This window comes from Ignavibacteriota bacterium (genome assembly GCA_016707525.1).
Classification (GTDB): domain Bacteria; phylum Bacteroidota; class Ignavibacteria; order UBA10030; family UBA6906; genus JAGDMK01.
Window position 1 is genome coordinate 195,479 of sequence record JADJHP010000007.1, and the last position, 14,685, is coordinate 210,163.

Annotated in this window: 11 protein-coding genes; 1 reads left to right on the forward strand and 10 read right to left on the reverse strand. The window is 62.6% G+C overall.

Annotated elements, in window-relative coordinates:
* Window positions 1-7 precede the first annotated feature (7 nt).
* From IPI01_12850 to radA, 10 genes are all read right to left on the reverse strand, one after another.
* Window positions 8-2,068, reverse strand: a complete 2,061-nt coding sequence (locus IPI01_12850) for a hypothetical protein (protein ID MBK7258662.1) — start codon at window positions 2,066-2,068, stop codon at window positions 8-10.
* Window positions 2,069-2,325: 257 nt separating this feature from the next.
* Window positions 2,326-3,408: a hypothetical protein gene (locus IPI01_12855; protein MBK7258663.1), complete on the reverse strand. Its 1,083-nt coding sequence runs from the start codon at window positions 3,406-3,408 to the stop codon at window positions 2,326-2,328.
* Window positions 3,405-4,151 (reverse strand): rhomboid family intramembrane serine protease, encoded by a 747-nt coding sequence (locus IPI01_12860; GenBank protein MBK7258664.1) that lies wholly within the window; start codon window positions 4,149-4,151, stop codon window positions 3,405-3,407. The genes IPI01_12855 and IPI01_12860 overlap by 4 nt, the downstream gene beginning before the upstream one ends.
* 69 nt (window positions 4,152-4,220) lie before the next feature.
* Window positions 4,221-4,745 carry a hypothetical protein gene (locus IPI01_12865; GenBank protein MBK7258665.1) on the reverse strand — a complete coding sequence of 175 codons (525 nt, stop codon included), beginning with the start codon at window positions 4,743-4,745 and terminating at the stop codon, window positions 4,221-4,223.
* 44 nt (window positions 4,746-4,789) lie between these two features.
* Window positions 4,790-6,025: a hypothetical protein gene (locus tag IPI01_12870; protein MBK7258666.1), complete on the reverse strand. Its 1,236-nt coding sequence runs from the start codon at window positions 6,023-6,025 to the stop codon at window positions 4,790-4,792.
* A gap of 7 nt (window positions 6,026-6,032) precedes the next feature.
* The gene (locus IPI01_12875; protein ID MBK7258667.1) at window positions 6,033-8,048 is read right to left on the reverse strand and encodes a (Fe-S)-binding protein; all 2,016 of its coding nucleotides are present in this window, start codon (window positions 8,046-8,048) and stop codon (window positions 6,033-6,035) included.
* Between the two features lie 345 nt (window positions 8,049-8,393).
* Window positions 8,394-9,194: a DUF4905 domain-containing protein gene (locus IPI01_12880; protein ID MBK7258668.1), complete on the reverse strand. Its 801-nt coding sequence runs from the start codon at window positions 9,192-9,194 to the stop codon at window positions 8,394-8,396.
* Window positions 9,191-9,787, reverse strand: a complete 597-nt coding sequence (gene rdgB / locus IPI01_12885; GenBank protein MBK7258669.1) for an RdgB/HAM1 family non-canonical purine NTP pyrophosphatase — start codon at window positions 9,785-9,787, stop codon at window positions 9,191-9,193. The genes IPI01_12880 and rdgB overlap by 4 nt, the downstream gene beginning before the upstream one ends.
* The gene (locus IPI01_12890; protein MBK7258670.1) at window positions 9,784-11,139 is read right to left on the reverse strand and encodes a 5'-deoxyadenosine deaminase; all 1,356 of its coding nucleotides are present in this window, start codon (window positions 11,137-11,139) and stop codon (window positions 9,784-9,786) included. Before IPI01_12890 ends, rdgB begins: the two co-directional genes overlap by 4 nt.
* Complete coding sequence (radA, locus tag IPI01_12895) at window positions 11,136-12,512, reverse strand: DNA repair protein RadA (GenBank protein ID MBK7258671.1); 1,377 nt, start codon at window positions 12,510-12,512, stop codon at window positions 11,136-11,138. Before radA ends, IPI01_12890 begins: the two co-directional genes overlap by 4 nt.
* 368 nt (window positions 12,513-12,880) lie before the next feature.
* Between radA and IPI01_12900 the strand changes: the two genes are divergently transcribed.
* Window positions 12,881-14,662 (forward strand): family 10 glycosylhydrolase, encoded by a 1,782-nt coding sequence (locus IPI01_12900; protein MBK7258672.1) that lies wholly within the window; start codon window positions 12,881-12,883, stop codon window positions 14,660-14,662.
* The last annotated feature ends 23 nt before the right edge of the window (window positions 14,663-14,685 follow it).

Genomic DNA, 14,685 nt, shown 5'->3' on the forward strand with positions numbered 1-14,685 from the left:
TGATAGGTCAATGTCCGGTGGTCTTGAACCGCTCCTTGAATGTCGGCTGCTGGCCGGCCATCACAAGGAACTTGTCGAGCGCTACGACCTCGAACTCCGGCCCGAGCTTGTCCAGGATCCCCTTCACCCGCTTGATGTCGCTGGATTCGCGGATGTGGACGAGCAGGAAATACGGCCTGGCCGGATTCACCCGCGCCAGTTCCTGAAGATCTGCAACGGCATCCCCTTCGGGGCGCTCGGGCGAGAGATAGTAGTCGTACGACAGGAACGGCCGCCCGTTGCGGACGGCGAACGTATGCGATGGCGCATAGCCGTTGATGAACCCGATCGATTCCGGCAGGCCATCGTAGTACATCTTCACGATATCCTCCGGCAGGTCGGTGTTCCCTTCCACCGTTGCGCCTTCGGAGTAATCCATCGTCTCGAAGACCCGGAGGTCGAGTTCTTTCATCTGCTCACGCGAAATGGCGATGAGCTTCTTGAGTAGCGGCGGCGGCACGGCCTTCGGATACATGTAGCCGGGGCCGGACAGGCATCCGATGAAGTAATCGTTCGGCGTTGCCAGGGTATAGAAGTACTCCGCCATCGCCGGTGCCATCCAGGTGTAGTTGGTCAGCACTTCCCATGCATAGGGGATCTCGCCTCGTCCGGGCTTGAGCCACGCGCCCAACCCGATGCCGTCGGTCTGCACACACGTCACATAGACCTTCTTCTCCGGCACGTAGGTCTTCCCCGGAACGATCGTATGGTTGTTCTTGTACGCGAACCCGGGTGACGCCGGCACCTGTGCGCTGAAACTCAGGTCTGGAAGCGTATGCAGCCCTTCCACCCGGTGGCCGTAGCGCGATGTGAGCGTGACGAACTCACGTTCGAGGTCCTTCTTGTACGAATGCCACCCCATCACCAGCGACATCGGCTTCATTTCAGAGAGGAGCCTGTCAGCCAGCCGGTATTCCGTCGTATCCGTCAGACGGCAGGAGAGGTCGCTGAAGAACGCGCCCTTATAGATGCCCCAATCGGCGACCGCGGGCTTCATCACCTCGCCGAACTCACCGCCCATCCAGATGATGAACTCCTTGTTGCAGCGTGCCCAGTACCTGTCGTAGGCCCAGGTATAGATCTGCGTGTCGTTCATGCCCGCGAACGTTCCACGGAGATCCACAACCTTCTTCAGCCCGGCCTTTTCCACCATCGGGATCAGCTCTTCGCTCACCACCACCGCACTTTCGAGCCCGGCGATGGTGAACGCAACGGTCAGTGAGTTGCGTACCTTCTTGTCCCACACGATATACCCTTTGACAAACTGCTTCAGGGTGGTGATGGCAACTTCGGCGGTCCTGAGCTCCTGGAACGAATAGTTCCGGGTGTCGCGATAGAACCCGAACACGGAAGTGACGTAGGTGAACGGCCAGTCCTCCGGATACATGATGTACATGAGGGGGCCATTCTTGTTCACCACGCCCTGCAGACTGATCAGCATGGCATTCACGGGAAGCTTGCCGCCGATCTCCCAGTTATCCTCCAGCGTCAGCACATACGCCTGCTTCCAACCCACCTTCTTCAACTGGTAGACGGTCGGCGGACCCGAGGTACGTGTGGATCGCTCAACGGCATACGTCAGAACCTCACCGGTCCCGGCGGTGGTGAAGCGGTGGCGCGCGGTGACGGACGTTTCACCCTGCGACCCGCGCAGGCGGAACGTCTCTTCCACGATGAGCCCGTCCTTTCCCGGCACCACATGCACGGCGCGTTTCGAGCCGGCCACCATGGAGAGCCCCATGAAGACGTTGGTCGGGAAGGCGCGCTCGGTCACGGGCACCTGGACCACGCTCCCGTTCAACGGCAGAACGAGAGAATCCACGAAACGGCGGACGGTGCCGAACTGGCGGACGAGGGTGACGTGCGACGGCGTGGTGGTGATACGGACGAACAGGGTACCATACAGATCGATATCGGTGCTCTTCGCTTTCATCGCCTCCCAGGAACCGTCGAGCGAAGGCACGGCGCTCCAGGCAAGCGAGATGGTGACGATGCTGAGGGCAAGAAGTCTGCGGACTGCGGAGAACATGGAAGCGTTCCTTAGGTTGTCAGGTGCGATGGCGGCCGGTGAAAAAGGGGGTGTCGCCGGAAGGACCCCGCATGCGGGGTCCAAGGAAGATACGCCTTTTCAAGGGGTTATCAAACGCACCGTGCACCAACGGTGAAACGACCAGCGGCAAACCGTCAGCGGTGACACCGGCACAGCGAGACCGTCACGGCGCAACTGCTACCGATGGAACGGTCGGCGGTAGAACCCCTGGCGGTGAACTGTGAGCAATGAAGCGCTCAGCGGCGCGACCGGATAGTGACGGCATTGCCGAAGATCTCTTCGCCCGTGATACCGGCCGCGGCGTACATCGCAAAGATGTTGGCCACCGGAGTTTCGGGCGGAATGGTGTGCGACGCGGCAAGGATGAACCCGCCGCCATCCGCGGTCATGACCTCGATGAGATCGCGTGTCGCGGCATACACGTCGCCTGCGCTCCCGCGGGGGATGAGCCCGATGGTGTCGAGCCCGCCCATGAAAGTCAACGACGCGCCAAAGTCCCGTTTGAGCGCGGCGGCATCCATGCCGGAGCAGCCGTGCTGGATGGGGTTGAGCACGGTGATGCCGATCTCGATGAGGTCGGGGATGATGTCGCGCATGGCCCCGCAGCAATGGTAGGCAACGGGCACGTTGCGGGTTGCACCGGCCGCAACGATGCGGGCGAGGTGGGGTTTGATGAGCGAGCGCCACTGGCGGGGGTTCATCATCATGCACTGCTGCCCGGCCACATCGTCGCCCGTCCAGAGCCAATCCAGCGGCAACGTCCTGAACGCTGCATCGGTCAGTGCGAGCGAGAACTCCGTTGCCCGCCCGAACAGCGAGGCGGAGACCTCCGGCTGCAGTGCCAGGTCCTCGATGGCCTGCTCCATGCCGCGGACGCGGCAGAGAAGTTCGAAGAGACAGGGGGAGACATCAGCCCCGATGAAGCTGGTGCCGGCATACGGACGGATCCGCTCGAGCTGCTGCATCAGATGCGGGATCGCGCCATACGGGAATGTATACGCAGCGAGCTCTTCTTCGGATGCCTGTGCGAGCGGAGAGTGCCGCACCTGGTTGAACTGCCCTTCGCGTACCCACGTGATGCCCCACGCATCCGTGTGGGTCTCCCCTTCGTGCTCATGGACGATCCCCTCCATGGCATAGTTGTTCCCCACCCACACCTGCCGTACGTCGTTCCCCATCGCTTCATCCACCTGATGGGGGGCGATGCCCAGATGCTTCGCAAGAATGGCCGCCGTGTCGGGATGGAACCACATGAAGACCGGCACACGGTCCACCGGCTGACGCAGGAGGGCGGCAGTGACGCGTTCGCGCGATGTCATAGACGGCTGAACCGTTCGAGGAACTGCTGTTCCTGCGGGGTGAGCTGTTCGATGCCGGCGGTGTCGATCTTCGCCATGATGCGGTCGAATTCCGAACGGTTCACCTCATGCATGCCCGTGCGGTCAATGGACCGCCACCGCTGCACATCCGTTTGCCCGAAGGACGGGAGCGGTACGATGAACTTCAACCGGCGCGCCCGCGACTTGCGGTCGCGCAGGACGAGATACAGATACCCACCCACGAACCCGCCCAGATGCGCCCAGTGTGCCGTATTCCCACCGCCGCTGAACCCTCCCCAGACGCTCATGGCGGTCATGACGATCACAAGCGTGCGCGCCTCCACGGGAATGATGCCCCAGATGAGGATCTGCTCACGCGGCCAGAAGCGAGCGAAGGCGAGGAAGACGCCGTACACGCCGCCCGAAGCACCGATGATGGGTGTATGCGGGGTGATGTACGAGAGCAGCGCGCCGCCCATCCCCGCGATGAAGTACAACAGAAGGAAGTCGCGTCCGCCCATCTCCGCTTCGAGCCGTGGTCCGAAGAAGAAGAGTCCGAGCATATTGAACAGGAGGTGAAAGGTGTCGGCATGCAGGAACATGTACGTGACGAGCGTCCAGGGATACTGCAGGATCTCCGCCGGCACCATGGCGAACTGTTGCCGGATCCCGGGAGCGGCATAGGACAGGATGAAGATCACCACATTTGCAATGATCAACCGTATGGTCCACGACTGCATCATACCATCACCTTGCTTTCGAAAAGAGAGATCCACCCGGCCGCTTCTCGCGGCCGCAATGCACGGTCACACCTATTGCTGCGGCTGGGCTTTGGGTTTGCCCGACCGCGCCTGGAAGAGTATCCCGCCCATCACCAGGGCGATGAAGATGATGGATTCCAGGAAGCCCCCCACATGGAGGGCATGGACGACCAGATAGGCGCCGAAGATCGACGACAGCAGGATCAGCGCCCACTTGACGATGAAGAAGGCGAGGATCACGCCGATCACCGCGCCCACCGCCATGGGGATCCAGGGAAACGTCTCGGCTCCCCATCCCGCCTGCATCGCGATCACGTATCCCGTATAGGCACCGCCAAACACGCCGGCGACCACCACCGCGACCTTCTGCACGAAGAACGCGATGAACACGCCGATACCGCCGCCGACGAGGGCTGCGATGATCAGCACGGTCGATGATGCGTTCCCGAACAGTTGCGTGGCAATCGTGAGTCCCGCAAAGAACCCGACCGCCCCGAGGAGCAACCCGAGTCCTTTCCTGCCGAACGCAAGCAGCGCAAGTCCGACGAGGATCTCGATGTAGGTCACATAGGTCATGAATGGCCTTTCGTCATATCATTACATGTCACACGCGTGAACGGTCACGGCCGCGCCCCGTAATGGGCACAGGCCTTCTCCAGAAAGCTATCGAACGCACTGCCATACCGCTCGATATCCAGGAACTCCGTGATCATCGCCCGTTCGCGCTGTCCGTAATCCGGACACGAGAACGGGTTCTCATGGATGCCGATCGGCAGTTCAAGGAGCGGGACGCCGGTATCGCGCCGGATCCCCTGTAACGCATTCATCATCGCTCCCGCGGGCATCACCTGATCTTCCGTCCCCGCGATCGCCAGAAGCCTTGGCGCGAGCTCCTTCAACCGCGCGTCCAAACGGGCCCGGTTGGGCATGAGGCCAAGAAATGCGTTGAACCAGGAGGCTTCGCTGTGATGCTCGAGCCAGTGCTTGCAACGGCCCGACATCATCTTGTCGCGGTACTTCACGTACATCTTCATCAGCGCCACTTCCGCGGCGTGGTCCAGGATCAGGATCGACGACAGGTTCACGTCCCTGATCGCGGCGCACGATGCGAAGATCACTCCCCGGCTCTGCGCGAACCACCCCTTGTGGTTCTCCAGCAGCAGCGCGAGCGCCACATATCCGCCCGCGGAGAAACCAAGCACATCCACACGTGCATCCGCGGTGAAGTGCGGATGCCTCCCGGCACGGATCTCCGCCACGAGATCGATGAGGTCCCAGTACGCCTGCAACGCACCCCAGATGAACCGTTCGGGGTGGACGCCGAGGCGCTCACTGATCACCGCGTTGAAGCGGTGCGCGAACTCGTTCCCCGGGATCTCCTGACGCCGCCGGTAGATATCCTGCTGCTCCTCCGCCCACTCCCGGCGCACCCGGTTGATGTGGAAGGGCAGCGGAAACATCGCCACGGGGATCTGCGCGTTCGTCCAGATCTGATATGCCCACGGGATGTACTTGGTGAAGCTCCGTTCATTCAGCCCGTGCAGCAGGATCACCACATGGTCGTGCTTCCGCAACGGGCCCGTGCTGTGTTCTCGCAGCAGCGGAAAGCGGAACACGCTGTTCTCCTCGATACGGCAGTCGATCGGCTCGCCGATCGTCGGCTCGGCGGGGAACTCCAGTCCATGCTCGGGACAGACATAGCCTTCCTGTCCCATGAGGTACGATGCGTGCCGCGACCGGTGTTCCAGATAATACAGGTCCACATTTTCGTCGGCATACGACAGCGGTACCGTATCCGACCATGCATCGTTATGGCGGAACCGCTTGGCGATCTCTCGATAGTCGGGGTGTTTCACCTGTTCCTCATGCCCGGGCGGGCGGCTCCACAGCCTCCAGCAGGAGTTCGGCGATATCCTTCACCGCCACCTGTTCCGCTGCGCCCTTTTCTTTGATGCCGTCCGTCAGCATGGTCATGCAGAACGGACAGCCGGTACCGATCACATCGGGTTTGAGTTCGAGCGCTTCTTCCGTGCGCTCGATGTTCACGCGCTTCCCTTCCCGCTCCTCCATCCACATCCGTCCGCCGCCCGCGCCGCAGCAGAAACTCTTGTCGTGCGACCGCCGCATCTCGGCAGGCTGAGCGCCGTTGACGGCGGCGATGAGCTCGCGCGGGGCATCATACTCGCCGTTATAGCGCCCGAGGTAACACGGGTCGTGGAAGGTGACCGTCCCCTGCGCACTCTGGCGCAGCTTCAGCTTCCCTTCCTTCACGAGCTGCTCGAGGAAGGTGGCATGGTGGACGACCTCGAACTCGCCCCCGAACTGGCGGTACTCCTTGCCGAGCGACTGCAGACAGTGGGGACACGTGACCACGATCTTCTTCACGCCGTAGCCGTTGAGCGTGGCGATGTTGTCGGTCATCAGCGTCTGTGCAAGATACTCGTTCCCCATCCGCCGCGCCGGATCGCCGTTGCACTTCTCTTCGTTCCCGAGGATGGCGAAGTTCACGCCGGCCATCTTCATGAGCTGCACGAACGCACGGGAAACCTTCTGGTACCGCGCGTCGTAGGAGCCCGCGCATCCCACCCAGAACAGGACGTCGGCCGTCCGCACATCCGCCATCACCGGAACCTCCAGCCCCTGCGCCCAATCCGCGCGCGTGGAGTGGCTGAAGTTCCACGGGGTGAAGTTCCGTTCCAGGTTCGAGAACGTGACCTTCAGTTCGTCGGGGAAGCGCGATTCGTTCAGCACGAGCCCGCGGCGCAGATCCACGATCGCATCCACGTGCTCGATCATCACCGGGCACTCCTGCACGCATGCCATGCATGTGGTGCACGCCCAGAGTTCCTGTTCGGTGATGAAGTTGTCCAGCAACTGATGCCCCAGCACCTCCTGCACATCTGCTTCTGCCGTGTCGGCCGCGATGCCGGCAAGCGGGGCCTTCTCCATTGTGCGCGCACGGATATCCACGAAGATCTTCCGCGGATTCAGCAGCTTCCCCGTGGTGTTGGCCGGGCATGATGCGGTACAGCGCCCGCATTCGGTGCAGGTATAGCCGTTGAAGAGCTGCTTCCAGCTCAGGTCATCCACATCCGTGGCGCCGAACTTCGTGGCGGTTTCATCGGCGAGGTTGATGGGCTTCAGCGCCCCGCGCGGCTCCAGGTTCGTGAAGTACACGTTCGGCACGGAGGTGAGGACGTGCAGGTGCTTCGAATACGGCAGATAGTTCAGGAAGCCGAGCACCGCCAGCATGTGCCCCCAGAAGAAGATGCCATACCACACGGCCACGCTGCCGGCATCCATACCCGCGAACATCGCGGCGAGCGGCGAGGAGATGAACCGCGCGCCGTCAGCGAACGAAGGATGCAGGATGGTGCGGGCAGCGTTCTGCCCGAACATCGTGACCATCACGGTGAGGATGAGCCCGAGGATCAGGATGGCGTCCCATTTGGAATGCCCTTCCACCTGCAGGCGCTTCGGCGGCGCGATGAGCCGGCGGAGGATGGAGACGACGACCGCCAGCACGACGAGGCATCCGATGAGGTCCTGCAGGAACACGAGCGGCGGATAGAGCGGCCCGAGGAACGCGAAGCTCGCGCCGGGGGCGAGGCCTTCCAGCACCGACTCGACGATCGCGGAGAGCAGGATGACGAACCCCCAGAAGATCATGAAGTGCAGGAGTCCGGCGACGGGCTCGCGCAGGAGCTTGGACTGTCCGAAGGCGATCTTCACGACCATCCCGATGCGTTCGCCGATGCGGTCGAAGCGGTTCTCGGCTTTGCCGATGCGGAGATAGCCGATCAGGCGGAGGGCGCTGCGGCCGAAGAGCGTGAGGGCGCCGGCGAGGACGAGGCCGAAGATGACCGATTGTACTGGCATAGCGTGGACTCCCTAACTGAAAATCGATCTCCGATGACTCTTCTGGATCTCGGAATGGACCCGGAGGTATGCTCCTCCATCGGAAACTCGGATCTTGTGGAAACTGCACCGGGGCTCCCACACATCCAGCCGCTCCCGACACGAGTTTCCGCTGGAGGAGCATACCTCCGGGTCTGTCACCAGCATTGCATCCCAGCGGGCGGGAGGAGCATCCCCACCAGCATCCCATCCGATCGAACAGCATCTCCTCATCTGTATGCCAACCGAACGAACAGGATCTTCCCACCAGTGTGCCATCCGAACGGACGACAGCTCTCCGCCTCCCCGTCCCCTTCGCGTGCTTCCCTACAATCTGTACAGACAGAGCTTCTTCTTTTCCTGCACGTACACGAGGGTGCCCTTCTGCACGAAACACGTCTCCATCACGGCGCCTTTGGCTTCGCGTGCGAGCACCACGTCGTGCACGATCTTCCCCTTCTTCTTCTCCACCACGGCGAGCACGTGCTCGAGCCGGGAGATGCCGAGGAGCTTGCGCTGGACAGCGGTGGCGGCAACGAAGAATTCGGGAAGGTCCATCATTTCGACAGGGCCAACGATCTCACCGGAGTTCCATTCCTTGAGCACGAGCGCACCCTGCGGATGCGCGCCACACCGCTCAACGGTCACCGGCTCGGGATACGTCACGCCCGTCCACCACTCCGCTCCACTGTCATTGGTTTGCTCGGGCTCGCCGAAGATCTCTTCGCCCGTGCGCGCGTCGACGAGAATGTTCGGGTCGTACTCTTTCCCATCCGTCAGCACGCGGAGTGTCCGGCCACGCACAACGTCAAGGGTCCAGAGCGGCTGCGACCAGAGCTGCTTGCCGGTCGGTATGTCCACGACCGTGATCCCGCGGTGCATGGGCATGTCCGGCGAGACGAACCCATGAATGAACAACAGGTCGCCTTCGACCCGCTCGATGCCGGTCCACCACTGCTCGTCCACCGTGAGCCCCTCCCAGAGCATTGTCCCTTCCGGGAATGCAAGGGCAAAGAACGCAACCCGGCGGTTCTCGGTGTCGCGCAGCTCGCCGACGAGCCTGCCGTTCACTGCGGGGTGGACACGCCAGACGTTCGCGCCGGGCGAATAGATCACGGTACGTTTCACCAGGCAACCTCGGCCAGCTTCTTCTTCATCGCCATGATCGCCTTGCCGCGATGACTGAGGGTGTTCTTCATCGCCACGCTCATCTCGGCAAAGGTCTGCGTGTACCCGTCGGGCAGGAAGATCGGATCGTACCCGAATCCGCCACCACCGGAGGGGGCTTCCGTGATGACGCCGGGACAGACACCTTCCACGCAGTGGACCGTCTTCCCATCGGGGACGAATGCGAGCACGCAGCGGAATTGCGCCTTACGGCGGCGCGGGGCAACACCCTTCATCTCCGCGATGAGCTTCCTGCAATTGTCGGCATACGTGGCGCCTTCGCCCGCGAACCGGGACGAATACACACCCGGACGACCATCGAGATAGAACACTTCGAGCCCGGTATCGTCGGCCAGCGACGGCAGCTTCGTCCGCTCCCATGCCTCCATGGCTTTCTTGATGGCATTCCCTTCGAGCGTCGGAGCATCCTCCTCGGTCGGCGGGAACTGCGGAAAGTCCTTGAGCGTCTTCAGCGTGATCGACAGTTCCGCAAAGGCAGAGCGGAATTCCGTCGCCTTGTCTGCGTTGTTGGATGCAAGGAGCAACTGCTTCATGAGGTCTGTATCCTGGTGAGAAGGGAGGCAAGTTCGGTGCGCGCGGCTTCAACCGTCCGCGGAAGATCCAGTGTGCGATGCATGCCCTCGCGGTACAGCCACACACCATCCACCATCACCGCGGACACATTGTCCGGGTTGCCGGTATGGACGATGTTCCCGGCGATGGACTCCGCATCGAGGGTTTGCGGTGCGTTCCAGTATTTCGTCAGATCCAGCAGGACGATGTCTGCCTTCTTTCCCGGCTCGATGCTGCCGGCCTCGGTGGCGATGCCGAGCGCCGCGGCTCCGCCCATCGTGGCAAGCCGGAGGACGTCCAGCGCCCGCATGGCGGTCGGCCCGTGCACCGGCTTCTGGATGAGCGCCGCAAGCCGCATCTCCTGGAACATATCCAGGGTGTTGTTGCACGGCGCACCATCGGCGCCGAGGGAGACCGGGATGCCACGCTCCAGGTACCTCGGAATGTCGGCGATGCCCGATCCGAGTTTCATATTGGACGACGGGCAGTGCAGGACCTTCGCCTGCGCCTGCGCCATGAGGTCCACTTCATGATCGTTCAGCCAGATGCAATGCGCGAGACAGGTGACGTGGTTCAGGATGCCGAGGAGATCGAAATACTCAACGTTGTCCATGCCGCACCGCTTCCGCACGGCTTCCCGTTCGTGACGGTTCTCGGAGGCGTGCGTATGAAAGAGCATCCCCGGGAATGCACGCGTCATCGCATGGGCTTCCTTCAGCAGCGCGTCGCTGCACGACAGGATGAACCGCGGTGCCACGGCGTACCGGATGCGCCCGTTGGCGCTCCCGTGCCATTGCTCCGCCTGCCGGTGCGCCGAGGTGATGGCCGCATCGGTGTCTTCCTTGAGGAGCGGATACATCTCATTGACATCCATGAGCGCCTTCCCGAGGAAGGCGCGGATACCGGATTCCGACACCGCACGCACCACATCCTCCTCGTGATGCACGCTCCCCATGTCCATGATGGTGGTCGTACCCGAACGGATGAGCTCGGCGAGGCCGATGCGCGCGGAGGCATACATGGACGACGGCGAATGCGCCGCTTCGAACGGGAAGATGCGTCCCTGCAGCCAGTCCAGCAACTCCAGGTCTTCCGCAAGCCCCCGGAAGAGCGTCTGGCAGAGATGGATGTGCGTCTGGATGAACCCGGGGATCGCTACGAGCCCCGGCGCATCCACCACATGCCAGTCCTCGCGTTGCACCCCCCGCAGATCCTCCGGCGTCAGCACCCGGGCGATCGCATCGTTTTCCACGGCGATGGCGCCACCCTGAACGACGGTATTCCGCGCATCCATGGTCATGATGGCACGGGGAAGGATCAGGGTGCGGTTCATTTGCCGCTCCCGAGCAGCGCTTCGAGCGCAGCAGTGATCGTATCGACCTCCACGAGCGTGATGCCCGGCGGCGACGTCCGACCTTTCTGTATGTTCCGGCACGGCACGATGCACCGTGCGAATCCCATCTTGCGCGCTTCCGCGAGCCGCTTCTCCATCTGATGGATCGAGCGGATCTCCCCGCCCAGTCCGATCTCGCCGATGATCGCGGCATCGGCACGCACGGGTGTGTCGCGCAGGCTCGAAGCAATGGCAACGGCCATGCCGAGGTCCGCCGCCGGCTCATCGATACGCACACCGCCGGCAACGTTCACGAACACATCGTACTGCCCGAGCCTGAGCCCGGCGCGCTTCTCGAGCACGGCAAGGATCATCTGCAGACGTTTGCTGTCGAACCCTGTCGCCGTGCGTTGCGGCACGCCGTAGCTCGTCGGCGCCACCAGCGCCTGCACCTCCACCAGGAGCGGCCGCGTCCCTTCCATGGCAGCCACCACGGCGGATCCCGATGCATCCGTGCGGCGCTCGGCAAGGAACACCGCCGACGGGTTCTCCACCTCGCGCAATCCGGTGTCGTGCATCTCGAAGATACCGATCTCGTTCGTCGAGCCGAAGCGGTTCTTGATCGCGCGGATGATGCGGTAGGAATAATGCCTCTCGCCCTCGAACATCACCACCGCATCCACCATGTGTTCCACGACCTTCGGTCCGGCGATGACGCCCTCCTTGGTGACATGGCCGACAAGGAAGACCGGGACGTTCTTCGCTTTCGCGTGACGCATGAAGAGTGTCGTGGCTTCGCGGACCTGGCTCACCGTGCCCGGCGCGCTCTCGAGCTGCGGGTGGTACATGGTCTGCACGGAATCCACAATGATGAGGTCCGCCGGCGTGTCATCGATGGCCGCAGCGATGAGCTGCAGATCGGTCTCGGCGAGCAGCAGCACGCGATCCGATGGCTTCGGATCGAGGCGTTCGGCACGCAGGCGGATCTGGGAAGCGGATTCCTCACCCGTAATATAGAGGGTGGTCACATTCTTGACCGTGGCCGCGAGCTGCATCATGAGCGTCGATTTCCCGATGCCGGGATCGCCGCCGATCAGCACCACGGAGCCAGGCACGATCCCACCGCCGAGCACACGGTCCAATTCAGGGATGTGCGTGCGGATACGGGGTTCCGGAGCAACGGGGATATCGCCGATGGGGACGGCCGCGGTCGCGGCACCCTTCCGGCGTTCCGTTTTGCCACGGGCCGGAGATGCGACGCGCGTCTCCTCAACGAGGGAATTCCAGGCACTGCAGTTGGGGCAACGTCCTACCCACCGGGCGGACTCGTATGCGCATGCCTGGCACACAAACATGGAATGATCACGGGCCATAGAAGTCCTTTAATATAGCGAAAGGGCGGTATTTTTGCATGACGATTTCATGGGGAATTATCGTACATTGTCACCTGTTTGGTACACCGGTGGAGGCCCCGGAGGTATGCCCCTCCAGCGGAGACTCGCGTCGGGTCCGGCTGGATGTTTGGTAGCCCCGGTGCGGTTTCCACAAGATCCGAGTGTCCGCTGGAGGGGCATACCTCCGGGGCCAAACTGCAAAGCTTCGAATTTCTACCCGAGGGGCATACCTCCGGGCCAAGCCAAGGCTCCGAATTTCTACCGAGGATCAGCGCCTCGGGGCAACGTAGTCGGCTCGTTGCACACGATGTGCACATTGAACCTGACACGAACGTGATACCGCCCGCATGGTGCTTTTCCGACATACCGCTGTCCTGATCCTCCTGGCCGTCCTCCCCGCGGGCGCATTCTCCGCATCCAATTCCCGTCCCATCGCCCCCCCGAAGACCGAACTGCGCGCGATCTGGGTGACCACGGCCGCAGGGCTGGACTGGCCCCACTCCACCGACCGGCGCCAGCAACAGCAGTCGCTCCGCACCATCGTGCTCACCGCCAAAGAGATGGGGTTCAACACGATCTTCTTCCAGGTGCGCCCCCGCGGCGATACCTACTTCCGTTCAAAATTCGAGCCGTGGGCCGATCGCCTGACAGGCACGATCGGTAAAGACCCCGGATGGGATCCACTCGCGATGCTCCTCGCCGTGGCCCATGCCGAAGGCATGGACGTCCACGCCTGGGTCAACGTCTTCAAGATCCGCGGCCCCAACCCGGTCGGCGAAAGCACTCCCCGCCACCCATCACGCGCACTGGCTGCATGGTGCGTGGAGGATGCCGGCGAGATCTGGCTCGACCCCGGACGCCCCGAAGTGCGCACGTATCTTCTCAACGTCGTGATGGACCTCGTGCGTTCCTACGATATCGACGGCCTCAATTTCGATTTCATCCGCTACCCCGGCCATCGGTTCGACGACGCGGAGACCTATGCGCGGTATGGCAAGGGCATGGCACTCAACGATTGGCGCCGCGCGAACATCACCGCGTTCGTGCGGGATGCGTACAAGCAGGCGACGGCAGCGAAGCCACGGCTACGCGTCGGTTCCTCGCCCCTCGGCGTGTACCGCAGCGATGCCAACGGCGACCGCCGCGGAAGCTACTACTGGGTGTTCCAGGATTCCTATGGGTGGCTCAAGGAAGGGATCCACGACTATGTGTCGCCGCAGATCTACTGGATGAATGAACCGTGGAACCGCGAACCGCCATTTCACCGTGTGGTGAAGGACTGGAAAGGATTGACCGGCGGGCGCCACGTGTATCCCGGCATCGCTGCCTACCGTCCGGAGATCCAGAAGGACCTCGGCGCATACATCGACACCGTGCGGTCGTCGGAGCTGCACGGACAGGTGTTCTTCCGCTGGGAGAATATGATCGAGCCCGGTGCGCGCACGAACCGCTACCGGATGCCGGCCAACATCCCGGCGATGCCATGGAAGGATCCCGTCCCGCCGATGCCGGTCACGGACCTGGCCGTCGAGGAGCCCTCACCGGGGATCTACCGCCTGCGTTGGACGATGCCCCCGCCTGCCGACGATGGCGATACGGCGGCGTACTACAATGTGTACCGTTGGACGAACGCACAGATCCCGATGCATCTCCCGGAGTCGCGGATCGCGATCACACGCCCCGGGACGCACTCCCTTGTTGACTCGACCCACTCCGATGGGAAGTCGCGGTACTATTACGCCGTCACGGCATTCGACCGCTCTCACAACGAAAGCGCCCCGTCCCCGGTCATTTGCAGCGTCACGGAGCAGGTCATGGGGCCGGCACTCGCACCGCTCCCTCCGACCCCACCCAAACCCGTGACGCTCGGCGTCACGATCGAGCATTCCACGGGACGGCCGACGCTGGTGCAGTATTCGATCCCGGAACGTACACGGGTGGCAGTGGACATCATCCGCCGCCGCGAGGGGATCCCCGATACGCTGCAATCCATGCTCGTCCGCGCGGTGCAGGACGGGGGTACCTACTCCGTCTCGCTCGACGGCATCCCTCTCGATCCGGGCGCCTACACGATCCGGCTCACCACCAGCGAGAAGAGCATCGAGCAGCAGATCCGGGTGGGACAGTAAGAAAGGAGGAGGGAAGAACGCAG

Coding starts and splice junctions, on each gene's coding strand:
- IPI01_12850 (MBK7258662.1), bottom strand. CDS start 2,068: ATGTTCTCCGCAGTCCGCAGACTTCTTGCCCTCAGCATCGTCACCATC.
- IPI01_12855 (MBK7258663.1), bottom strand. CDS start 3,408: ATGACATCGCGCGAACGCGTCACTGCCGCCCTCCTGCGTCAGCCGGTG.
- IPI01_12860 (MBK7258664.1), bottom strand. CDS start 4,151: ATGATGCAGTCGTGGACCATACGGTTGATCATTGCAAATGTGGTGATC.
- IPI01_12865 (MBK7258665.1), bottom strand. CDS start 4,745: ATGACCTATGTGACCTACATCGAGATCCTCGTCGGACTTGCGCTGCTT.
- IPI01_12875 (MBK7258667.1), bottom strand. CDS start 8,048: ATGCCAGTACAATCGGTCATCTTCGGCCTCGTCCTCGCCGGCGCCCTC.
- rdgB (MBK7258669.1), bottom strand. CDS start 9,787: ATGAAGCAGTTGCTCCTTGCATCCAACAACGCAGACAAGGCGACGGAA.
- IPI01_12890 (MBK7258670.1), bottom strand. CDS start 11,139: ATGAACCGCACCCTGATCCTTCCCCGTGCCATCATGACCATGGATGCG.
- radA (MBK7258671.1), bottom strand. CDS start 12,512: ATGGCCCGTGATCATTCCATGTTTGTGTGCCAGGCATGCGCATACGAG.
- IPI01_12900 (MBK7258672.1), top strand. CDS start 12,881: ATGGTGCTTTTCCGACATACCGCTGTCCTGATCCTCCTGGCCGTCCTC.